Source organism: Streptomyces sp. NPDC001157 (genome assembly GCF_053598255.1).
Window position 1 is genome coordinate 381,744 of record NZ_JBSFJW010000005.1, and the last position, 21,285, is coordinate 403,028.

The 21,285-nt window shown below is 70.5% G+C and carries 21 protein-coding genes; 11 read left to right on the forward strand and 10 right to left on the reverse strand.

The features are described 5' to 3' along the window. Window positions 1-5: 5 nt before the first annotated feature. Window positions 6-1,808: an ABC transporter ATP-binding protein gene (locus tag ACWDAG_RS12180; protein WP_450695496.1), complete on the reverse strand. Its 1,803-nt coding sequence runs from the start codon at window positions 1,806-1,808 to the stop codon at window positions 6-8. Window positions 1,809-1,901: 93 nt separating this feature from the next. Here ACWDAG_RS12180 and ACWDAG_RS12185 point away from each other — a divergent pair, with 93 nt between their 5' ends. Then, window positions 1,902-2,354: a MarR family winged helix-turn-helix transcriptional regulator gene (locus ACWDAG_RS12185; RefSeq protein WP_450695497.1), complete on the forward strand. Its 453-nt coding sequence runs from the start codon at window positions 1,902-1,904 to the stop codon at window positions 2,352-2,354. 165 nt (window positions 2,355-2,519) lie between these two features. On the opposite strand, the gene ACWDAG_RS12190 is transcribed toward ACWDAG_RS12185, so the two are convergent. From ACWDAG_RS12190 to ACWDAG_RS12200, 3 genes are all read right to left on the reverse strand, one after another. Next, window positions 2,520-3,866 (reverse strand): cation:dicarboxylate symporter family transporter, encoded by a 1,347-nt coding sequence (locus tag ACWDAG_RS12190; RefSeq protein ID WP_450695498.1) that lies wholly within the window; start codon window positions 3,864-3,866, stop codon window positions 2,520-2,522. 167 nt (window positions 3,867-4,033) lie between these two features. Continuing rightward, complete coding sequence (locus ACWDAG_RS12195) at window positions 4,034-5,629, reverse strand: peptide-N4-asparagine amidase (protein WP_450695499.1); 1,596 nt, start codon at window positions 5,627-5,629, stop codon at window positions 4,034-4,036. A 48-nt stretch (window positions 5,630-5,677) separates the two neighbouring features. Next, window positions 5,678-6,424, reverse strand: a complete 747-nt coding sequence (locus ACWDAG_RS12200) for a L,D-transpeptidase family protein (RefSeq protein ID WP_450695500.1) — start codon at window positions 6,422-6,424, stop codon at window positions 5,678-5,680. Window positions 6,425-6,557: 133 nt separating this feature from the next. On the opposite strand from ACWDAG_RS12200, the gene ACWDAG_RS12205 reads away from it, so the two are divergent. After that, a complete protein-coding gene (locus tag ACWDAG_RS12205; RefSeq protein ID WP_450695501.1) occupies window positions 6,558-8,363 on the forward strand; it encodes an ABC transporter transmembrane domain-containing protein in 1,806 nt (601 codons plus the stop codon). Beyond that, complete coding sequence (locus tag ACWDAG_RS12210) at window positions 8,360-10,141, forward strand: ABC transporter ATP-binding protein (RefSeq protein ID WP_450695502.1); 1,782 nt, start codon at window positions 8,360-8,362, stop codon at window positions 10,139-10,141. Before ACWDAG_RS12205 ends, ACWDAG_RS12210 begins: the two co-directional genes overlap by 4 nt. 48 nt (window positions 10,142-10,189) lie before the next feature. Here the strand turns inward: ACWDAG_RS12210 and ACWDAG_RS12215 are convergent, their stop codons facing one another. Further along, window positions 10,190-10,699: a COG4315 family predicted lipoprotein gene (locus ACWDAG_RS12215; RefSeq protein ID WP_450695503.1), complete on the reverse strand. Its 510-nt coding sequence runs from the start codon at window positions 10,697-10,699 to the stop codon at window positions 10,190-10,192. A 108-nt stretch (window positions 10,700-10,807) separates the two neighbouring features. Here ACWDAG_RS12215 and ACWDAG_RS12220 point away from each other — a divergent pair, with 108 nt between their 5' ends. The 5 genes from ACWDAG_RS12220 (at window position 10,808) to ACWDAG_RS12240 (ending at window position 13,629) form a co-directional block, all read left to right on the forward strand. Continuing rightward, the gene (locus ACWDAG_RS12220; protein ID WP_450695504.1) at window positions 10,808-11,413 is read left to right on the forward strand and encodes an RNA polymerase sigma factor; all 606 of its coding nucleotides are present in this window, start codon (window positions 10,808-10,810) and stop codon (window positions 11,411-11,413) included. Next, window positions 11,400-12,044 carry a hypothetical protein gene (locus tag ACWDAG_RS12225; RefSeq protein WP_450695505.1) on the forward strand — a complete coding sequence of 215 codons (645 nt, stop codon included), beginning with the start codon at window positions 11,400-11,402 and terminating at the stop codon, window positions 12,042-12,044. Before ACWDAG_RS12220 ends, ACWDAG_RS12225 begins: the two co-directional genes overlap by 14 nt. A 245-nt stretch (window positions 12,045-12,289) precedes the next feature. Beyond that, window positions 12,290-12,760 (forward strand): DUF5709 domain-containing protein, encoded by a 471-nt coding sequence (locus tag ACWDAG_RS12230; RefSeq protein ID WP_450695506.1) that lies wholly within the window; start codon window positions 12,290-12,292, stop codon window positions 12,758-12,760. Window positions 12,761-12,789: 29 nt separating this feature from the next. Continuing rightward, entirely contained in the window at window positions 12,790-13,050 is a 261-nt protein-coding gene (locus ACWDAG_RS12235) for a type B 50S ribosomal protein L31 (RefSeq protein ID WP_450695507.1), read from the forward strand. 99 nt (window positions 13,051-13,149) lie between these two features. Further along, window positions 13,150-13,629, forward strand: coding sequence for a carboxymuconolactone decarboxylase family protein (locus tag ACWDAG_RS12240; protein WP_450695508.1), 480 nt, complete (start codon window positions 13,150-13,152; stop codon window positions 13,627-13,629). Between the two features lie 59 nt (window positions 13,630-13,688). On the opposite strand, the gene ACWDAG_RS12245 is transcribed toward ACWDAG_RS12240, so the two are convergent. After that, window positions 13,689-14,483: a metal-dependent hydrolase gene (locus ACWDAG_RS12245; protein WP_450695509.1), complete on the reverse strand. Its 795-nt coding sequence runs from the start codon at window positions 14,481-14,483 to the stop codon at window positions 13,689-13,691. Between the two features lie 145 nt (window positions 14,484-14,628). On the opposite strand from ACWDAG_RS12245, the gene ACWDAG_RS12250 reads away from it, so the two are divergent. Both ACWDAG_RS12250 and ACWDAG_RS12255 read left to right on the forward strand, forming a co-directional pair. Continuing rightward, window positions 14,629-17,142, forward strand: a complete 2,514-nt coding sequence (locus ACWDAG_RS12250; protein WP_450695510.1) for a DUF3516 domain-containing protein — start codon at window positions 14,629-14,631, stop codon at window positions 17,140-17,142. 31 nt (window positions 17,143-17,173) lie between these two features. Continuing rightward, window positions 17,174-18,040 carry an acyl-CoA thioesterase gene (locus tag ACWDAG_RS12255; protein ID WP_450695511.1) on the forward strand — a complete coding sequence of 289 codons (867 nt, stop codon included), beginning with the start codon at window positions 17,174-17,176 and terminating at the stop codon, window positions 18,038-18,040. 1 nt (window position 18,041) lies between these two features. Here the strand turns inward: ACWDAG_RS12255 and ACWDAG_RS12260 are convergent, their stop codons facing one another. Together ACWDAG_RS12260 and ACWDAG_RS12265 are read right to left on the reverse strand one after the other, a co-directional pair. Beyond that, entirely contained in the window at window positions 18,042-19,097 is a 1,056-nt protein-coding gene (locus tag ACWDAG_RS12260; protein ID WP_450695512.1) for a DUF6397 family protein, read from the reverse strand. Between the two features lie 126 nt (window positions 19,098-19,223). Then, window positions 19,224-19,637, reverse strand: coding sequence for a roadblock/LC7 domain-containing protein (locus ACWDAG_RS12265; RefSeq protein ID WP_450695513.1), 414 nt, complete (start codon window positions 19,635-19,637; stop codon window positions 19,224-19,226). Window positions 19,638-19,730: 93 nt separating this feature from the next. Between ACWDAG_RS12265 and ACWDAG_RS12270 the strand changes: the two genes are divergently transcribed. Continuing rightward, window positions 19,731-20,159: a PPOX class F420-dependent oxidoreductase gene (locus ACWDAG_RS12270; protein WP_450695514.1), complete on the forward strand. Its 429-nt coding sequence runs from the start codon at window positions 19,731-19,733 to the stop codon at window positions 20,157-20,159. A gap of 25 nt (window positions 20,160-20,184) precedes the next feature. On the opposite strand, the gene ACWDAG_RS12275 is transcribed toward ACWDAG_RS12270, so the two are convergent. Together ACWDAG_RS12275 and ACWDAG_RS12280 are read right to left on the reverse strand one after the other, a co-directional pair. Continuing rightward, a complete protein-coding gene (locus tag ACWDAG_RS12275; protein ID WP_115914234.1) occupies window positions 20,185-20,790 on the reverse strand; it encodes an ATP/GTP-binding protein in 606 nt (201 codons plus the stop codon). A 63-nt stretch (window positions 20,791-20,853) separates the two neighbouring features. Then, entirely contained in the window at window positions 20,854-21,267 is a 414-nt protein-coding gene (locus ACWDAG_RS12280; RefSeq protein WP_450695515.1) for a DUF742 domain-containing protein, read from the reverse strand. Between the last annotated feature and the right edge of the window lie 18 nt (window positions 21,268-21,285).

Genomic DNA, 21,285 nt, shown 5'->3' on the forward strand with positions numbered 1-21,285 from the left:
GATCTTCAGCCTGTCGGTTCCAGTTGGGCATCCCGGCGTACCAGGGCCGCGTACCGCCCGTCCTGTTCCAGCAGTTCTTCGTGCGTGCCCCGTTCGGCGACGCGGCCGGAGTCGAGGACCACGATCTGGTCGGCGCCACGGACGGTGGACAGCCGGTGCGCGATGGTGAGGGTGGTGCGGTTGGCCGACAGGGCGTCGATGGCCTCCTGGACGGCCGCTTCGGTGCGGTTGTCCAGGGCACTGGTCGCCTCGTCGAGGATCAGCACCGGCGGGTCGCGCAGGATCGTGCGGGCTATCGCCAGGCGCTGCTTCTCGCCGCCGGAGAAGCGGTGCCCCCGCTCGCCGACGACGGTGTCGTACCCGTCGGGCAGCGACGCGATGTGGTCGTGGATCTGGGCCGCCCTGGCCGCCGCGTGCAGTTCCTCGTCGGTGGCGTCCGGCTTGGCGAAGCGCAGGTTCTCGGCGACCGAGGCATGGAAGAGGTACGTCTCCTGGGAGACGACGCCGACCGCGCGCGCGAGGGTGTCGAAGTCGAGGTCGCGGACATCGACGCCGTCGAGGGTGACGCGTCCGCCGGTGACGTCGTAGAGCCGCGGAACGAGATAGCCGAGCGTCGACTTGCCTGCGCCCGTGGGGCCGACGACCGCGAGGCTGCTGCCCGCGGGGACGGTGACGTCGATGCCGTCGAGGGTGGGGCCGCTCTTGTCGTCGTAGCGGAACGTGACGTCCTCGAAGCGGACTTCGCCCTTGATCCGGTCGAGGTGGACCGGGTTCTCCCGCTCGGTGATGTCGATCGGCAGGTCGAGGTATTCGAAGATGCGCTGGAAGAGCGCGAGCGAGCTCTGGATCTGCACGCCGGTCGACAGCAGGCTGACCGCCGGGCGGAACAGGCCCTGCTGGAGGGAGACGAAGGCGACGATGGTGCCGATGGAGATGTCGGGGCCGCCCGCCTGCAGGGCGATGCCCGCGGTCCAGTAGATGACGGCCGGCATGGCGGCCATGACGATCGTGATGACGGCCATGCGCCAGCGGCCGGACATGTTCGACCGCACCTCCAGGTCGACCAGGCCCTCGGACTCCTCGGCGAAGGATTTCGTCAGCGAGTCGGAGCGGCCCATGGTGCGGCCCAGCAGGATGCCGCTGACGGAGAGCGACTCGGTGACCGTGGCGGCCATGGCGGCCATCTGCTTCTGGCGCTCGGTGGTGATCTTCTTGCGCTCCCTGCCGACGCGGCGGCTGATCCAGACGAAGACCGGGAGCAGCAGCAGCGAGACGACGGTCAGGCGCCAGTCCAGGGCGATCATCGCGACGATCGTGGCGACCACGCTGGTCAGGTTGGAGACCAGGGAGGTGGCGGTGGAGGTGACGGTGGCCTGCATGCCGCCGATGTCGTTGGCGATGCGGGACTGGACCTCGCCGGTACGTGTGCGCGTGAAGAACGCGAGCGACATGCGCTGGAGACGGCCGTAGACGGCGGTGCGCAGGTCGTGCATGACGCGCTGGCCGACCGTCGTGGAGATCAGGGTCTGCAGCACGCCGAAGACGCTGGTGAGGACGGCGCTGAGGATCATGCCGAGCGCCAGCAGGCTGAGCAGGCCGGTGCGGCCCTGGGGGATCGCGACGTCGAGGGTGGCCTTCAGCAGGAAGGGCGTGGCGACGGAGACCAGCGAGGCGGCGCCGACCAGCAGGCCGACCACGGCCAGGCGGGCGCGGTAGGGGCGGAAGAGTCGCAGGATGCGGCGCACCTGCCGGGGCTGCTCCTTGGCATCGGCCGGCGGTGTCCAGCGGGGTTCTCGATCGGGGTGCAATGGACTCCTAGGGAGTGAGGTGACGAAGACTGGCGGAGCCTAGCTCATTGTTACCTATGCTCACAATGAATTACGTCCTGATATTGTTCCCGTATGGCCACCCCCGATTCCGACAGCCTGCTCGCCGAGCAGCTGCTGCGGTTCACCCGCCGTGTGCACCGCATCCAGAAGCGGCACATCGAGCAGTGCGGCCTGGGCGTCACTCCGGCCCAGTCCCGGCTGCTGCGCACACTGGCGCACTGGAGCTCGCCACCGCGCATGGCCGACCTGGCCGAGCGCCTCGAGGTGGTACCCCGGGCGGTGACGACGCTGGTCGACGGGCTGGAGGCGAGCGGCAAGGTGCGGCGGGTGCCGGATCCGACCAACCGCCGGGTGATCCGGATCGAGCTCACGGATGACGGGCGGAAAGCGCTGAGCGAGCTCCGCGGGGCGCGCCGGTCCGCCGCCTCGGAGATTCTCGCTCCGCTGACAGATGAGCAGCGTGCGGTGCTGGGCGGGTTGCTGGACACGCTGGTTGACGGGGCGCCGGAGAGGCGCTGCGGGTAGGGGGCCTCAACGGTTCGCGGGCGGCTGCGGGTGCGTGGGGGTTGCTCGCGCCCACGCGGCGGAGCCGCATATGGATACAGCCCCGCGCCCCTAAAAGGGGCGCGGGGAACGACGCGACAAGCCACGAACCACCCGCAGCCGCCCGCGAAAACAGGCCGCGCCGAGCTACTGGGCGACAGCTTCCGCCGGCTCCGGCACAGACGGCTCCGACTCGCCGGCGACAGCTGAACCGTCCAGCACCTTCTTCGCCCGCTCCACGTCCAACGCCCCCTCCCAGCGGGACACCGCGAACACGGCGACGCAGTTGCCGAGCAGGTTCGTCACCACCCGCATGGAGTCCATGATCCGGTCCACGCCCAGCAGCAGCGCCACCGCTCCGGCCGGGATGGCCCCCAGCGAGGAGGCGGTCGCGGACAGGGCGAGGAAGGCGGAGCCGGGGATTCCCGCCATGCCCTTGCTGGTCAGCATCAGGACCAGGACGACGGTGATCTGCTGGCTCAGGCTGAGGTCGACGCCGACCGCCTGGGCGATGAACAGCGTGCCGATGGAGAGGTAGAGCGAGGCGCCGTCGAGGTTGAAGGAGTAGCCGGTGGGCAGCACCAGGCCGACCGCATCGTCGCGAGCGCCCGCCCTGCGCAGCTTCTGCATCACCCGCGGCATGACGGACTCGGTGGATGCGGTGCCCAGCGCGAGGAGCATCTCCTCACGGATGTAGCGCAGGAACTTCCACAGGCTCAGTCCGGCGACCATGCGCAGGGCGACGGCGAGCAGGGCGATGAACAGCGCTGCGGCGACGTAGCACAGGATGATCAGCTTGGCGTAGGTCTCGATCACTCCGAGCCCGTACTGCCCGATCAGGACGGCCATCGCACCGAACACGGCGATCGGGGCCAGCCGCATCACGAAGCCGACGATCGCGAAGATGATCTCCTGGGCCTGCTCGACGGCGGGCAGCACCTGGGGCACCTTGGTGTGGCCGAGGTGCAGCAGCGCGGCGCCCACCAGGCAGGCCAGGATGAGCACCTGGAGCAGGGAGTTCTCGGCGAAGGCGCCGATGAAACTGGTGGGCAGCGCGTTGACGATGAACTCGGTCGTCGAGGGCAGCGCGCCGCCGCCCGTCTTGGCGTCGACCGCCTTGGTGCTCAGGGTGGACGGGTCGACGTGCATGCCAGAGCCGGGCTGGACGACGTTGGCGGCGACCAGGCCGATGATCAGCGCCGCGGTACTGGCGACCTCGAACCAGATCAGGGCCTTGAGCCCGATCCGGCCGAAGGCCTTGAGGTCACCGGCCTTGGCGATGCCGACGACGACCACGCAGAACACCAGCGGCGAGATGATCGTCTTGATGAGCCGGGTGAAACCGTCGCCGAGCGGCTGGAGATCCGCGGCGAAGCCGGGCCACAGCTTCCCCACGACGATTCCGAGGACGAGCGCGCAGAGGACCTGCACGAAGAGAGAGGTACGCAGTATGCGTGCGACGCGTCGCGGGGCGGACGGGACGGACGGCGGCACGGGCACTCCTAGTGGGGACGTCAACGCACAGAAGCCGTGGGGACTTCTGCGATACGGAAAGCGGCTTCCGTGACGATCACTTTCGCGCTCCGGATGATCCCGCCCGCAACCTCCATGTTGCGTACATGTAAATCACGCCCCGTGTGACGCATCGCACACGACTCGCGTCAGCAGCCGTCCCGTTCCTCCGTGAGCACCCCCTGAACGGTCGTCAGGGAGCGGTCGTAGCAGCCCGCCGAGCCGTACAGCCGGTAGCGCTCGCTCGTCGTGCCGACCGCGTGCCGCTGATCGCGCGGGACGCCCGTGGTGTACGTGGCGTCGCCGGTGACCGTGTCGTCCAGCAGCGACCAGCCCGTGCGCCGTCCGCCGCGCGTCTCGACGACGGCGGCACGGTCGCCGAGCGTCAGCGCGGTGCGCAGCCGTGCGTCGTCGCCGATGGTGGTCGAGCCGTTCATCGTGTACGTGCGGTGGGTGAGTGTCGTGCGGGCCGGTCCGCGCCCGTCGACGGTGACCGACTCGTCGTCGCTCCACCTGGCGTCGAGGCCGTCCATGTTCTCGCCGTCGGTCCACCGGTGGGCGGACGTGTTGGCGAGCTCGCGGCTGACGGTCGTGGTCACGCGCCCGTGCGAGGTGTCGACATACCCGGAGACGGTCAGCCGGTGACCGGCCTCGGTGTCCACCCGCTCCGGTGAACCGGCCGTATACGTCGAGGAGTTCGCGAGGTCCCCGGCCCGGTCCGCGGTGAGCTTCCCGGGCACGTGCGCCCGCCCGGCGTCCTGCCACACCAGCACATCGACCGGCGCGCTCCAGCCGCTCTGCCCCTCGGGCACGCCCACCACCGAGACGTCGACCTTGTGCGGGCGGCCGTCGTTGAGGAGCCCCGCGAAGGGCGTCAGGTCGTATTCGATCGGCTTGACGTCGAAGGCGCGCGGTGCCGGAACGACGTACCAGAGGAAGGGGTCGGACCAGCCCCCGGTCCACACGTGCGGGAACGGCGCGGCTATTCCGGCCAGTTGGCCGTCGACCTTGATCTGCACCTCACGGTACGGGCCGCCGTCGGCCTGGCAGGAGTACGGCGCCTTGTCGGGCACCGCCAGATACCAGAACTCCTCGCAGCCGCCGCCCGATCCGGTGGCGTACACCTCGGCGAGGATGCGTTCGCTGTTGCGCGGGGTGGTGAGGGTGTTGCCGTCACCGAGGGTGAGGACCTTGTCGGCGGGCGCGGCGGTCGGCTTGCCCGGGTAGAAGGTCAGCGTGGCCTTGATGTCGAGCACGCCGGTGTAGGTGTCGTCGACGACGTTCCCGATGAGCATCTCGACGTCCCGGCTGCTGCGGAAGGTGTCGCTGTAGCGCGTGACGTCCTTCTCGACGGACCACGCGATGCCGTCGGGCGAGGGCTCGGGGGTGGAGGTGCGGAGGATCTCGACACCACCGACGTGCAGATAGCCGAGCCGGTCGAACTGCCGTCCCTTGACCTTGCCGTCGAGGCGCAGCACCACCTTGCTCCAGCGGTCGCCACAACCCTTGGGTGGTGTGTACGTTCCCCTGTAGGGGGTGAAGTCCTTGAACTGCGCCTCGGCGAGGGTGACTTGGCAGGACTTGCCGGCCGGTGCGCCGACGGGCGGAGCCGCCGTCACCGGGTCGTGCCAATCGGTCCCGAACTCGGCGGGCACGTCGGCGGATTGGGCGGGTGCCGCCCCGAGGAGGGTGCCCGCCAGGAGGGCCACCCCGGCGAGCATGGACATGACGATCCGTCTCTTCATGGCCGGTGTTCTACGGGGAGTTGGCGCCTCGTGGCAATGAGGCCTCCCTCAGAAGTGCCAGGCCTCCAGGTCCGCCCTGTCCCCCATCACCACCACGGGATGACGGTCCGGGTCGAGCGTGCGCAGCAGGTATTCCATGGCCGCCCTGGACAGGCTGACGCAGGCCGAGGTACCGCTGCCGTGGTCCATGTGCAGCCAGATGCCGCCGCCCTTCGTCTCGCCCTCGGGGCGGGTCGGGTCGTTGGGCGGGGTGCCCTTGACTCGGTTGTAGTCGATGGCGATGACGTAGTCGAAGTCGTGCCAGTGCGACGCGGCCCACCAGCGCGGGGCCGCGAAGGACGCGTCGCGGGTGTACGGGAGCCGGGTGCCGGGGTCGGGCAGGACGCCGCCCGCGTCGGTGAGGGTGAACACGCCGACGGGGCTGCGTCGGTCGCCCTCGTGGTGGTCGGCGGTCCAGCCCTTCTTGCCGTTGTGCGCCGGCCAGCCGCGGGTCCGCTCCCAGGTCGAGCCGTGCTTCGTGTACAGCACGACCGTGGAGTCCGCGGAGTCCCTGCCTGCGCCGTAGACGGCGACGACCTGACCGGAGTTCGCGGGAATCCGCTTCCGCAGGCGGTCGCCGATGTCGGGGATGCCGGTGCCCTCGGCGGTACGCGCGCGCGTGGCGGCCGTGTTGCCCGCGGCCCCTGTCTCCGCGGTACTGCTGTCCTGCGCCCCGCCACACGCCGTCAAGGCCGTCAGAAGGGCTCCCAGGGCCGCCACCGCGGTCGCCGCACGCGGCGTACCGGTCTTTCGCATCGCCCCATTCTGTACGGCTGCACGGAAAACCGTTTGCCTTCGACCACGCTGCGACGCGAACCTGTCACGGTTTGCTGCCGCCGTTCGCGGCTCCCCCCACCCCCTGACACGAGCCACTGGGACGTCAGTCGTCATGCAGATTCAAGACCTTCCGTATCCCGACCCGGGCGTGCCGGACGCACGCTCCGGGCCCCGATTCCTGTGGTGGCTGGGCCGTAGTCAACTGGGCGGTCAGTTCAAGTCGCTGGCCTGGGGCCTGCTGCACTTCGCGTCGGTCTCCGCGCTGCCCTTCTGCGTCGGCACGGCCGTCCAGGCCGTCGTCGACCACTCGGGCACCCGGCTGGCCCTCGCGGGCGCTCTGTTGGCCCTGGCAGGCTTCGGCACCGCACTCGGCGACACGTTCCTGCACCGTGCCGCGGTCACCAACTGGATCACGGCCGCCGCCCGCGTCCAGCAACTGCTCGCCCGCAAGGCCGCCGTGCTGGGTTCGGCGCTGACGCGGCGCGTGGCGGCCGGCGAGGTCGTGGCCGTCTCCACCGGTGACGTCGAGAAGATCGGCTGGTTCGTGGAGGGCGTCTCCCGATTCACCGCTGCGGCCCTCACCGTCGTGCTGGTCTGCGTCGCCCTGCTCGTCTACCAGCCCAAGCTCGGCGTGGTCGTCGCCGCAGGCCTGCCCCTGCTGGCCGTCGCGGTGCTGCCGCTGCTGCCACGGGCGACCCGACGGGCCGACTTCCAGCGCGAGAAGGCCGGTCGGGCCACCGAACTGGCCTCGGACACCGTCGCCGGACTGCGTGTGCTGCGCGGCATCGGCGGCGAGGAGCTGTTCCTCGACCGCTACCGCCGCGCCTCCCAGGAGGTCCGTCACGCGGCGGTGCGCAGCGCCCGCATGTGGTCCCTGATCTCCGCGATCCAGGTGCTGCTGCCGGGTCTGCTGATGGTCGCGGTCGTCTGGTACGGCGTCCATCTGGCCCGCCAGGGCCGCATCACCGTCGGCGAACTGGTCACCGTCTACAGCTCGGTGATGGTCCTGACGTATCCCTTGCGGCACTTCGAGGAGATCGCGATGGCCTACTCCTTCTCGCGGCCCTCCGCCAAGCGGGCGGCGCGGGTGCTGTCGCTGGAACGGGCCACGGACACCGAGGGCTCACGCACGGCCGACGTCCCCTCTGGGGACCTGTACGACCCGGCGACCGGTCTGCTCGCCCCCGCGGGCCGGCTGACCGCCGTGGTGTGCGGCGACCCGGACGCGGCGGGCCTGCTCGCCGAACGGCTGGGCGGACACCCCGCCGAGCAGGGCACCTCCGTCCTGCTGGGCGGCGTGCCCCTCGACGAGCTGCCGCTGGACACCGCCCGCAAGGCGGTGCTCGTCCAGGACAAGGACCCGGTGCTGCTGTCCGGTTCGCTGCGGGAACTGCTCGACGTGCCCGCTTCGGGTCACGTCGCGGCGCGCGACGCGCTGGCGGCCGCGCAGTGCGGGGACGTCCTGGAGGCGCTCGCCCAGGGGTCGTTGGACGCCGCCGACCCGATGGACACGCGGATCACCGAACGCGGGCGGTCGCTGTCCGGCGGGCAGCGACAACGACTCGCGCTGGCTCGCTCGCTGATCACCGACCCGGAGGTGCTCGTCCTGGACGAGCCGACCTCGGCCGTCGACTCGCACACCGAGGCACGCATCGCGGAGGGGGTGCGCGCGCTTCGCGAGGGGCGCACGACGGTGGTGTTCACCTCCTCGCCGCTGCTCCTGGACCATGCGGACCGGGTCGTGCTGGTCCACGAGGGCGAGGTCGCCGCAGTCGGTGTGCACCGCGAACTGCTGCACACCGAGCCCCGCTACCGGGCCGTGGTCACCCGGGAGACCGAGGAAGAGGCCGCCCTGAGCGGTGTCCTCGAAGACGACGACGTTCTGAAGGAACTGGAAGACATCGAGGAGACAGCATGATCGGCGTGGCGCCACCGGCGTACGACCCGGCGGCCCCGACGACGGCGCACACCCTGCCCGTCGGCGCCCCCGCGACCGTACGTGCCTATGTGGCCGAACTGTTCCGCCGGCACCGGCGTGCCTTCCTGATCCTGATCGCCGTCAACACGGCGGCCGTACTCGCCTCGATGGCGGGCCCATGGCTGCTGGGCGACCTGGTCGAGCGGGTGTCGGACGGGGCGCGTGAGCTTCATCTGCCGCTCACCGTCTCGCTGTTCGTCCTCGCGCTGCTCGTCCAGGCCGTCTTCGTACGGCAGGTGCGGCTGCGCGGGGCGATGCTCGGCGAGCGGATGCTGGCCGATCTGCGCGAGGACTTCCTCGTACGGTCGGTCGGACTGCCGCCGGGCGTCCTGGAGCGGGCGGGCACGGGCGACCTGCTGTCCCGGATCACGACGGACATCGACCGGCTCGCCAACGCGATGCGCGAGGCGGTGCCGCAGCTGGCGATCGGCGTGGTGTGGGCGGTGCTGCTGCTCGGCGGTCTCGTCGTGACGGTGCCGCCGCTCGCGCCCGCCGTGCTGGTGGCCGTACCGCTGCTGGTGGCCGGCTGCCGCTGGTACTTCAAGCGGGCGCCGTCCGGCTACCGCTCGGAGGCCGCCGGGTACGCGGCCGTGGCCGCCGCTCTTGCGGAGACGGTCGACGCCGGGCGCACCGTGGAGGCCCACCGCCTCGGCGAGCGCCGGATCGAGCTGTCCGACCGCCGAGTGAAGGAATGGACCGCCTGGGAGAACTACACACTCTGGCTGCGGTCCGTGCTCTTCCCCGTCATCAACCTCACCCATGTGACCGTGCTCGCCTCGGTGTTGATGATCGGCGGTGTGTTCGTCCTGCAGGGCTGGATCGGAGTGGGCCAGCTGACGACGGGCGCGCTGATCGCGCAGATGCTCGTCGACCCGGTGAACCTCATCCTGCGCTGGTACGACGAGCTGCAGGTGGCCCAGGTGTCGCTGGCCCGGCTGGTCGGCGTGCGGGACATCGAGCCGGAGGCGGGTGAGGCGTCACTGGCCCCGGACGGGCGCGATGTGCACGCCGACCGGGTGCACTTCGGCTACCGCGAGGGCGTGGACGTACTGCGCAAGGTGTCGCTGCAGGTGGCGCCCGGCACCCGGCTGGCGCTGGTCGGTCCCTCGGGCGCGGGCAAGTCCACGCTGGGCAGGCTGCTCGCCGGCATCTACGCGCCGCGGGAGGGCCGCATCACCCTCGGCGGTGCCGAACTGTCCCGGATGCCCGCCGAGCGAGTGCGCTCCCATGTGGCCCTGGTCAACCAGGAGCACCACGTCTTCGTGGGCTCCCTGCGCGACAACCTGCTGCTGGCCCGGACCGGCGCGGTGGACGCCGAGCTGTGGGCGGCGCTGGGGGCGGTCGACGCCGAGGGGTGGGCGCGTGCGCTGGAGGACGGGCTGGACACCGAGGTCGGCTCGGGCGGGCTGGCGCTCACCCCGGCGCAGGCCCAGCAGATCGCGCTGGCCCGGCTGGTGCTGGCGGACCCGCACACGTTGGTCCTGGACGAGGCGACCTCGCTGCTGGACCCGCGTGCGGCACGCCACCTGGAGCGCTCCCTCGCCCGCGTCCTCGACGGCCGCACGGTGGTCGCCATCGCCCACCGGCTGCACACCGCCCATGACGCGGATCTGATCGCCGTCGTCGAGAACGGCCGCATCAGCGAGCTCGGCAGCCACGACGAACTGGTGGCGGCGCAGGGACCGTATGCGGCGCTGTGGCGGTCGTGGCACGGGTGAGCGTTCCCGGCCCGGTCGGGGGCTGCCGTTCTGCGGCACCCGACCGGGTCAGTACCCATAACCACCGCCACCGCTGCTGTTCGACGTCGGGACGGCCTTCTTGATCGCCGTGCCCTTGGCGTTCAGGACGTACCAGATCCCGTCGATGCCCTGCCCCTTCAGATCACCGGCGTTCTTGTCCTTGGCGTAGTAGTACAGCGGGTGCCCGGCATACGTGACCTGGGCCTTTCCCGACACCTTCGTGTGGCCGACGAGGTTCGCGTCGACGCCTGCGCCCGCGTGCGGCTGGCCCTCCATGTGCGGCCACAGCTTCATGCAGGTGGCGTCACAGTTCATCGAGTTGGTGTTCTTGCCGTCCTCGGTGAACAGGTACAGCGTGCGGCCGCCTCCGTCGACGAGGATGTCGCCCACTTGTGAGTGGCTGGTCCTGATCGTCGAGGTGTCCATGGTGGCCGCTGCCTGGCTGGCGCTGTGGGCGCTGCCGCCCCCGCCGCCGCAGCCGGCGAGCGCCAGACCCGCGAGTGCGATCCCCGCCACGGTGATCCTGCTTCGCCTCATGGTCTCTCCGTCCCTTCTGACGGAGGTTGTACGGGCGAGCGATGTGGACGGATTGGGGTGGATTGCGGTGGACTGCGGTCAATCCTTTCGGTGCTCCCGTACGTACATATGAACGTGGAGCTGTTCCCGCGTGCCGACCGGGTCGACGACGCCGCGCTCGTCGCCGGCTTCGCGCTGGGCGACGAGCAGGCGGCGGTCGCCTTCGTGCGCCGCTTCCAGGACGCGGTGTACGGGCTGGCGCTGTCGGTCACCCGTGACCCGGTCCTCGCCGAGGACGTGAGCCAGGAGGTGTTCGTACGGGCCTGGCGGGCTGGGGGGAACTACGACCCCCGGCGGGCCTCGGCCCTCACCTGGCTGCTGACCATCACCCGCAACGCCGCGATCGACGCCGTGCGGGCGCGGCGCTCCAGTCCCGTCCTGGCCGAGACCCTGGAACGGCTCCTGGATGTGACCCTGCGGGCCGAGAACGACTCCGACGGCACGGAACGGCTGGCCCTGATCGCCCTGGAGAGCGAGCGAGCCCTCGACCGGCTGCGGGCCCTGCCGGTCGAGCAGGCCCGGGCGGTGGCGCTCGCCGTGCTCGGCGGCTGCACAGCCGCGGAGGTGGGCCGGCACGAGCACATTCCCCTGGGCACCGCCAAGACCCGCATCCGCACCGGCCTGCGCAGGCTGCGCGACGACCTGAAGGAGGGAAGCCGCGATGGAACACCCTGACGAGGACGAACTGACCGCCCTGGCCCTCGGCGCCCTCCCCGGGGCACCGGCGCAGCTGCTGCGCCACCTCACCTCCTGCGCCACCTGCCGAACGGCCTACGACGATCTGTCGGCGGCCGTCGACGCGGTGCTGCCCGCGGCTCCTGCGGTCGCCGCCCCGCCCGGCTTCGACGCCCGGGTCCTCGACCGCCTGGAACTGCGCCGCCCCTCCCCCGCCCGCCGGCGCCGCCGGACCCCGCTGCTGCTCGCCGCGGCCGCCGCGGCCGGACTGTGCCTGGGCGCGGCCGGCACCGCGCTCCTGCACCACGAGTCGGCCCCGGCCCAGGTGACCGCGAGCGACCACGGAGGCCTGCTGCTCACCGGCTCGGGGGCACGGGTGGGCAGCGTCGAACCGAGCCGGGCCGGGAGCGAGCAGGTCATGGTCATGCAGATCACGGCCGGCCGGCCCGGCACCCACTACACCTGCCGGCTCCTCCTCAAGGACGGCTCCACCCGCGACGCGGGCCAGTGGTGGGTACCGCCCTCCGGCCGGGCCACCTGGATCGCCTACGGATCGGCACGCGCCGTCGACCGCGTCGATCTGGTGGCGGACGACGGCCACGTCTGGTCGTCGGCCGTGTTGCCCAGCTGACCTCGGCCCCCGCCCCGCAGCACTCGGGCATGCCCACGGAGCCGCTTCCCCCCTGCGCCGCATACCTCCTGGTGCCGTGCCGTTGCGCAGTCACGAAAAGGGGTGGAAGGCTGGATATCGGCACCGGCTCGGGGAGCGCCCTGGGACCGACGGTTCCTCCCGGGCGCAGCCTGTGCTCCGCGCCACGGCACACCGACGCCCCGCGCGGTGAGCAACGGGCCCGTCCCCACCACCTGGAGGTACCCGTGAACAGCGCCGACGGATGGGGAGACGACGTCTACCAGCCCGACGGATCCGAGATCCAGGAGGACTCCGGGCTGCTCGACGTGGAGGACACCCTGGTCGACGACGGTGTCGACGACCCCCTCGACCGGGGCTGGTCCCCTCCGGACCGACCATGGGCGGTCGAGCGCGCCGATGTGACGGCGGCGGAGCGGCAGCACGGGGAAACCCTGGACCAGCGGCTCGCCGAGGAACTGCCGGACCTCGTGATGCCCGACACCGACGGCATCGGCGACTGCGAGGGCACCGACGGCGAACTCCTGGACAACGAGGTCGGCGCCGTCCGCTCCGGCCGTCTCGTGGCACCGGACGAGGGCGCACACGAGGACGAGGAGAGCGCCCTGGTCGCCCGGGACGTCGGCATCGACGGTGCGGCGGCCTCCGCCGAGGAGGCGGCCATGCACATCGTCGACGAGGACGCCCTGTCCGGCTGACCAGCCGCCGACCAGCCAAGGAGCACCGTATGCAGCAGGACAAGCACCCCGACTACCACGAGGTCGTCTTCCGCGACCGCGCCGCAGGCTACGCCTTCCTGACCCGGTCCACCGCGACCAGCGACCAGACCATCGAGTGGGACGACGGCACGACGTATCCGGTGGTGGACGTGGAGATCTCGTCCGAGAGCCACCCCTTCTACACCGGCAAGGCGCGGACCGTGGACACGGAAGGGCGTATCGCCCAGTTCGAGCGGCGCTACGGGGGCGGCACGGGCCAGGGCTCCTGAGGGCCCGACCAGAAAATCCAAGGCGTCCGGCGGTCACATCCGGGCTTCGGGATCCGTCAGTCCGACGAAAGCATCCCGAGGATTCCGGAAGGAAACGCCATGACCACGCAGTCGCGCCTGTCCAACCCCCTCAGGCTCGTCCCCGAGTTCGGTCCGGTCACCGGCGCCCTGTTCAAGGCCACCGGCAACGGCTCGATCCCGCAGACCACCATCAGCCTGCTGCAGCTGCGCGCCGGCCAGCTGGTCGGGAACACCTACCTGACCGCCCTGCACACCGGCAGCCTGCGCAAGGCAGGTGAGTCCGAGGAGCGGATCATGGGCGTGGCGACCTGGCAGGACGCCCCTTATTTCAGTGACGCCGAGCGGGTCGCCCTCGCCCTGGTCGAGGCGGTGCTCACCCCGAACCCGCACGGTGAACGCGTCTCCGACGAGCTGTATGCGAAGGCCGCCGAACACTACGAGGAGAAGGCCCTCGCCACTTTGACGATCGCCATCTGCCAGGTCTTCTTCTTCATCCCGCTCGCCGTGATCGGCAGGCCGCTGCCCGGTGTGTCCCCGGCCCAGCAGTGGAAGGACTGACCCAGGGCTCGCGGGGTGGGGTCACGGCGTCCGGACCTCACCCCGGCGGGGCGGCCCTCTCAGATGAAGTTCAAGGCCGCCGCGCAGCCCACCCCGCCGAGCAGCATGAACACCGGCATCAGCACCTTGAGCTCGACCCAGCTTCCGGCCCGGAACCGCATGACCTTCGGCGGGCCGATCGGGTACCAGCGCTTGCGGCCCACCGGGATCGGCCACAGGATCGGGCAGCCGGAGACCGTCAGTGCGTCCCCGATGTCGTGGACTATCGCGCCCAGCACGATCGGCAGCCCCAGCCACAGGTACTGCTGGCCGGGCTGGGTGAACAGCCAGTCCGAGCCGTTGCCCGGCTTGTCCAGGATGCCGGCGAGGATCCAGGCGCTCGTCGCAGCGAGCAGCCACACCAGGACATCGGCGCTGGAGCCCCGGGTCGCCCGCCACAGCAGGCCCTCGATGGCCAGCACCACGTGGACGAAGAGGATGGCCAGCACCGCCCAGCGGCCACCGGTGATGGCGGCGACCGACGTACCCGCGCCGATCAGGACGGCCCACAGCCAGGTGTGGGTGAGCGTGCGGTGGCCGCCGGAGCGGCGTGGGTCGCCCTGCTTCTTCGTCGCCTTGTAGACGGCGTAGGAGAGCTTGTCGACGATCTCGCACAGCCCGCGCGAGAGGGGGCCGAAGGCCCGGGAGATGGTGGCCGCCTTGTGGTCCAGGTCCGGGGCAAGAGCGGCTCCGGCGCAGATCAGAGCACCGACCAGGATGACCGGCCAGGGCATGGGGTGCCCGGCCGCCGCGGCCGCCGCACCGACGCCGAGCCAGGCGGCGGCGCCCGACAGTGAGTGTGCTGGTCCCATCATGGCCGTTCCCCGCCCCATTCCTCGTGTGCCGCTGTCCAGTTGACCGGGTGCGCTGACACTCCGTCGGCGACACAGCGTACTGGTCGTGATCTTCCTGCCGGCAACCGATTCCCCTGTGAGGGAGGTCGCCAGGCAAGATGGGTGCGTGACCCTCATCGATCAGCTGCCGCCGACCGCCGACCCCGACGCCCTCTACGAAGCCTTCGAGTCGTGGGCCCAGGAGCGGGGTCTCACGCTCTATCCCCATCAGGAGGAGGCGCTGATCGAGGTGGTCTCCGGTGCGAACGTGATCGTTTCGACACCCACCGGCTCCGGCAAGAGCATGATCGCCGCGGGCGCCCACTTCGCCGCTCTGGCCCGGGACGAGGTCACCTTCTACACCGCTCCGATCAAGGCGCTCGTCTCGGAGAAGTTCTTCGAACTGTGCAAGATCTTCGGCACCGAGAACGTCGGCATGCTCACCGGCGACGCGTCCGTCAACTCGGACGCGCCGGTCATCTGCTGCACCGCCGAGGTCCTCGCCTCGATCGCGCTGCGCGACGGCAAGGACGCGGACGTCGGCCAGGTCGTCATGGACGAGTTCCACTTCTACGCGGAGGGGGACCGCGGCTGGGCCTGGCAGATCCCGATCCTGGAGCTGCCCCAGGCGCAGTTCGTCCTGATGTCGGCCACGCTCGGCGACGTCTCGATGTTCGAGAAGGACCTCACCCGGCGCACCGGCCGCCCCACGTCGGTGGTCCGCTCGGCGACCCGCCCGGTCCCGCTGTCCTACGAGTACCGGCTCACCCCGCTCACGGAGACGCTGACCGAGCTGCTGGAGACCCGGCAGGCGCCGGTCTACATCGTGCACTTCACGCAGGCGCAGGCCGTGGAGCGGGCGCAGGCGCTGATGAGCATCAACATGTGCTCGAAGGAGGAGAAGGAGCAGATCGCCGAGCTGATCGGCAACTTCCGCTTCACCACCAAGTTCGGCCGCAACCTCTCCCGCTACGTGCGGCACGGCATCGGTGTCCACCACGCCGGCATGCTGCCCAAGTACCGGCGTCTGGTGGAGAAGCTCGCGCAGGCCGGTCTGCTGAAGGTGATCTGCGGGACGGACACGCTCGGTGTGGGCGTCAACGTGCCCATCCGCACAGTGCTGTTCACGGCGCTGACCAAGTACGACGGCAGCCGTGTGCGCACGCTGCGCGCCCGTGAGTTCCACCAGATCGCCGGCCGTGCCGGGCGGGCCGGTTTCGACACGGCGGGCTTTGTCGTCGCACAGGCCCCCGAGCATGTCGTGGAGAACGAGAAGGCGCTCGCCAAGGCGGGCGACGACCCGAAGAAGCGCCGCAAGGTCGTCCGCAAGAAGGCTCCAGAGGGATTCGTCGGGTGGACGGAGAACACCTTCGAGAAGCTCATCGCCTCCGATCCCGAGCCGCTGACCTCCCGCTTCCGGGTGACGCACACGATGCTGCTGTCGGTGATCGCCCGTCCGGGCAACGCCTTCGAGGCGATGCGGCATCTGCTGGAGGACAACCACGAGCCGCGCAAGCAGCAACTGCGGCACATCCGGCGGGCGATCGCCATCTACCGCTCGCTGCTGGACGGCGGCATCGTCGAGAAGCTCGACGAGCCGGACGCCACCGGCCGCATCGTCCGCCTCACCGTGGACCTGCAGCAGGACTTCGCGCTCAACCAGCCGCTGTCCACGTTCGCCCTCGCCGCGTTCGAACTCCTCGACCCGGACTCGCCGTCCTACGCCCTGGACATGGTGTCCGTCGTGGAGTCCACGCTGGACGACCCGCGGCAGATCCTCGTCGCACAGCAGAACAAGGCCAAGGGCGAGGCCGTGGCCGCGATGAAGGCGGACGGCGTCGAGTACGAGGAGCGCATGGAGCGCCTCCAGGACATCAGCTACCCCAAGCCCCTGGAGGAGCTGCTCTTCCACGCCTACAACACCTACCGCAAGAGCCACCCGTGGGTGGGTGACCATCCGCTGTCGCCGAAGTCCGTCATCCGGGACATGTACGAACGGGCCATGTCCTTCACGGAGTTGGTGTCCTTCTACGAGCTGGCCCGCACCGAGGGCATCGTGCTGCGCTACCTCGCCAGCGCCTACAAGGCCCTCGACCACAACATCCCCGACGACCTCAAGTCCGAGGACCTGCAGGACCTCATCGAGTGGCTCGGCGAGATGGTCCGCCAGGTCGACTCCAGTCTGCTGGACGAGTGGGAGCAGCTCGCCAACCCGGAGGAGATGACCGCCGAGGAGGCCCAGGAGAAGGCCGACGAGGTCAAGCCGGTCACCTCCAACGCCCGCGCCTTCCGGGTCCTGGTCCGCAACGCCATGTTCCGCCGCGTGGAACTCGCCGCTCTCGATCACGTCGAGGAGCTGGGCGAGTTGGACGCTGACTCCGGCTGGGACGCCGACGCATGGGGCGAGGCGATGGACAAGTACTGGGACGAGTACGACGACCTGGGTACCGGTCCGGACGCGCGCGGTCCCAAGCTGCTGCTCATCGAGGAGGAGCCGGAGCACGGTCTGTGGCGCGTTCGCCAGATCTTCGCCGACCCGAACGGCGATCACGACTGGGGCATCAGCGCCGAGGTCGACCTCGCGGCCTCCGACGCCGAGGGCCGTGCGGTCGTTCGCGTCACCGACGTCGGCCAGCTGTGAGCCACGTCGTGAGTCAAGGAGAAACCCACGCATGACGAACCCGGCCGAGAGACTGGTCGACCTGCTCGACCTGGAGCAGATCGAGGTCAACATCTTCCGTGGCCTGAGCCCGCAGGAGTCCCTGCAGCGGGTCTTCGGCGGGCAGGTGGCGGGCCAGGCGCTGGTCGCCGCCGCCCGCACCACGGACGGCGAACGTCCGGTGCACTCGCTGCACGCGTACTTCCTGCGCCCGGGCCGGCCGGGCGTGCCGATCGTGTACCAGGTCGAGCGGGTGCGGGACGGCAGGTCGTTCACCACCCGCCGGGTCACCGCGGTGCAGCAGGGCCGCACGATCTTCAATCTCACCGCCTCCTTTCACAAGCCTGAGGAAGGATCCTTCGAGCACCAGCTGCCGCCGGCCCGCAAGGTCCCGGACCCGGAGTCGCTGCCGACCGTCACCGAGGAGATCCGGGAGCACCACGGCGAGCTGCCCCAGCAGCTGGAGCGGATGGCGCGCCGCCAGCCCTTCGACATCCGCTACGTGGACCGGCTGCGCTGGACCGCGGAGGACGTCAAGGACGCCGAGCCGCGCAGCGCGGTGTGGATGCGCGCGGTCGGGCCGCTGGGCGACGACCCGGTCGTGCACACCTGTGCGCTGACCTACGCCAGCGACATGACCCTCCTGGACGCCGTCCGCATCCCGGTCCAACCCCTGTGGGGCCCACGGAGCTTCGACATCGCGTCGCTGGACCACGCCATGTGGTTCCACCGGCCGTTCCGCGCGGACGAGTGGTTCCTCTACGACCAGGAGTCGCCGATCGCCACGGGCGGCCGAGGCCTGGCGCGGGGGCGGATCTACGACGTGGAGGGCCGACTGCTGGTGTCGGTGGTCCAGGAAGGTCTGTTCCGGGCGCTGTAGCTCACGGCGTTCTGCGGCGCAGCCAGCTCAGCAGGTTGTGTGAGCGTCCCGGTGCCTCGGGGACGGGCGGGTCTTGTTCCCCGGCCGTCGAGGGGGTGGGTGGGTCCTGCGCCGCGGCCGTCGGGGGCTGGAGCGGATCCTGTGCCACAGCTGTCGACGGCACGGGCGGGTTGTGTACCGCGGCCGTGGAGAGCCCGGGCGCCTTGTGTTCGGCACCCGCCGGCGGTGCGGGTTGTTCCTGTTCCGATGCTTCCGCCGACCTCGGCCTGGCAGTCGGGCGCGGCGCGGGCTGGAGTGCGCGTGCATGGCTGACTGCCTGTGCGAGATCGGCCCGCAGCCAGTCGATCTCGTCCGGGTCCTCCGCCAGAGTGAGGCTCTCGGCCAGGTGCGCGGCGGGCGAGCCGGGTGCGCCGTGCGCCTGCGGCCTGGGCCGGAACCGGTTCAAGTGGACGCGCTCGTAGGGGTCCTGGACGATTTCCGCGACCTGGACGGCGTCGAGGAAGGAGGCCACGGCCGCGGCGCACGCCCAGGGATGACTGTCGGCCCGTCGCAGCAGGAATCCGAGGTGTCGCGAGCGCCAGTTGCGGGGCCGCAGATCCAGCCCGGCCATGAGCTGCTCCCGCGCACCGGAGGGCGTTCGGCCCTTCAGCAGCGGCGCGTTGTTCTCGTCGGCCGCGAACTGCCGTAGTTCCTCGGCCAGATAGAGCCAGACCACGGCCCGGTACCGGTTGAGATAGAACTTGACGGGCTTGACCACGCCGAGCCGGGCCAGCCGCGTGAACTTGCCGGGCGTCACCTGCAGAAGGTCCGCTCCCTCCTTCGTGCCCACGGTTTCGACGCGTTTCCTCAGGGCCTCCGGGAAGCCGTCCTCGGCGTGCAGCCGGCCGATCTCGGTGCGGGTGACCCGCCGGCCCCCGCCCCCTTCGTCGGGCACCGTGCGGATGCATCCGAGGTCCACGGCGAGGTCGAACTCGCCTCGCCTGAGCCCCAGTTCGCGTGCAGCGCGGCTCGGCGTGCAGGAGGTGCTGTGCGGTTGTGTGACGGTGTTGCCTGACATGGCCGGTCTCCCCCGTGGAGTCGGTGGCTCGCGCCGTTCGCGCGGCCTCGGAAAAAACCGTAGCCGCTTCGGCGGATCTCGTGGCGAGCCTGTGGATAACTCCACGGGACAGGGCAAACGTGCAGGTCAGATCTCTGTCGTCGGTGTTCGCTCGGGCTGCCTCGCCTCCACGCCGAGGTGTTCGCCGACTCGGTTGACGAGCAGGGTCATCTCGTAGGCGATCTGGCCGATGTCGGCCTCCGCTCCGCTGAGCACGCACAGACAGCTGCTGGCGCCGGCGGCGGTCACGAACAGCACCGCGTCGTCGAACTCGACCATCGTCTGGCGCACTCTGCCCGCGCCGAAGTGGCGTCCCGAGCCCTTGGCCAGGCTGTGCAGTCCGGACGAGACGGCGGCAAGATGCTCGGCGTCCTCACGCCGCAGTCCCGTGCTCGCTCCCGTCACCAGGCCGTCGTTGGACAGGACCAGTGCGTGCCGCACATGTTCGACGCGCTCGGTCAGGTCGTCCAACATCCAGCCAAGTCCCTGGTTCTGCACCATGATCCGGTCTCCCCGCGTGATGACTCCCCCTGGCCGGAGGATCTCCACGCCAGCCTTCCCCACGACCGCGGCGCGGGCAAGGAGGATAGGGGCATGGCGCAGAAGATGACCGACAAGGAATGGCGGGACTTCGTCTCGCACGGCACCCGTACCGGAAAGCTGGCGACCGTCCGGGCCGACGGCAGTCCGCACGTGACCCCGATCTGGTTCGTGCTCGACGGGGACGACGTGGTGTTCAACACCGCGAGCACGAGCGTGAAGGGACGCAATGTAGTGCGTGACGGCCGGGTCGCGCTGTGCGTGGACGACGACCGGCCGCCCTTCGACTTCGTCGTCCTGCAGGGCCGTGCCCGGATTTCGGAGGATCTCGACGAGCTCAGGCTGTGGGCCGCCCGCATCGGGGCGCGCTACATGGGCGAGGAGCGTGCCGAGGAGTTCGGGGCCCGCAACGGGGTGCCGGGCGAACTCCTCGTCCGTGTCACGGTCGACAAGGTGCTGGCGGAGAAGGCCGTCGCGAGCTGAGCGGGGCGCCGGCCGGGGGTGACCATCAGCCGACCGAGTCGAGGAGCCGGGCGGTGTGCATCCGCCCGGCATACTCGACGAGCCGGATCAGCACTTCCTTCCCCGAGTCGCGGTCACGGGCGTCGCACAGCACGACCGGTGTTCCCCGGTCGAGGTCGAGGGCGCGGGAGACGTCCTGCGCGCCGTAAGTGCGGGCGCCCGTGAAGCAGTTGACCGCGACCACGAACGGGATGTGCCGGTGCTCGAAGTAGTCCACCGCCGGGAAGCAGTCCTCCAGGCGCCTGGTGTCGGCGAGGACCACTGCCCCCAGGGCCCCTTGCGACAGTTCGTCCCACAGGAACCAGAAGCGGTCCTGGCCCGGTGTGCCGAAGAGATACAGGGAGAGGCCGGACCTGATGGTGATGCGGCCGAAGTCCATCGCGACGGTCGTGGTGACCTTCTGGTCCACGCCGTCGGTGTCGTCCACCAACTGGCCCGCCTCGCTGAGCAGTTCCTCGGTGCGCAGCGGCCTGATCTCGCTGACCGCGCCCACCAGGGTGGTCTTGCCCACGCCGAATCCGCCGGCGACCAGGATCTTCAACGCCAGTGCGGCCGTCTCGCCGTCCTGCGCGTCGGAGTGCTCGGAGACCATCGATCACTTCTCTCGGGAGTGCCGGGTTGCCCCGTACGGGACCGGGCGGTGGTGAACTGTCATCTACAGGGCCCGCAGCCCTTCGATCACCTCGCGCAGAATCCGTTCGTCAGGAAGCTGCGCGGGCGGTACGGGACGGCTGACGGTGACGCAGCCGAGTTCCAGCAGGTCACCCAGGAGCACCCGGACCACGCCCACGGGCAGGTCGGCGCCCGCGGCGAGTTCGGCGACCGACTGGGTCTCGGTGCGGCACAGGTCGATCAGGGCGCGGTGTTCCGGCCCGAGCCCGGTGTCGTCGTCGACGCCCGGTGCGCCTTTGTCCAGGGTGACCAGGGCGATCAGGTCGAAGCGGACGCCGGTGGGGCCGGGCCTGGTGCGTCCGCCCGTCATGGCGTACGGGCGGACGAGGGGCCCGGCCTCGCCGTCGTACCACTGGCTGCCCGGCTCGAGCGGGGTGCCGGTGCTGTCCGCGTTCATGTGCGCGCCCCACCCTTG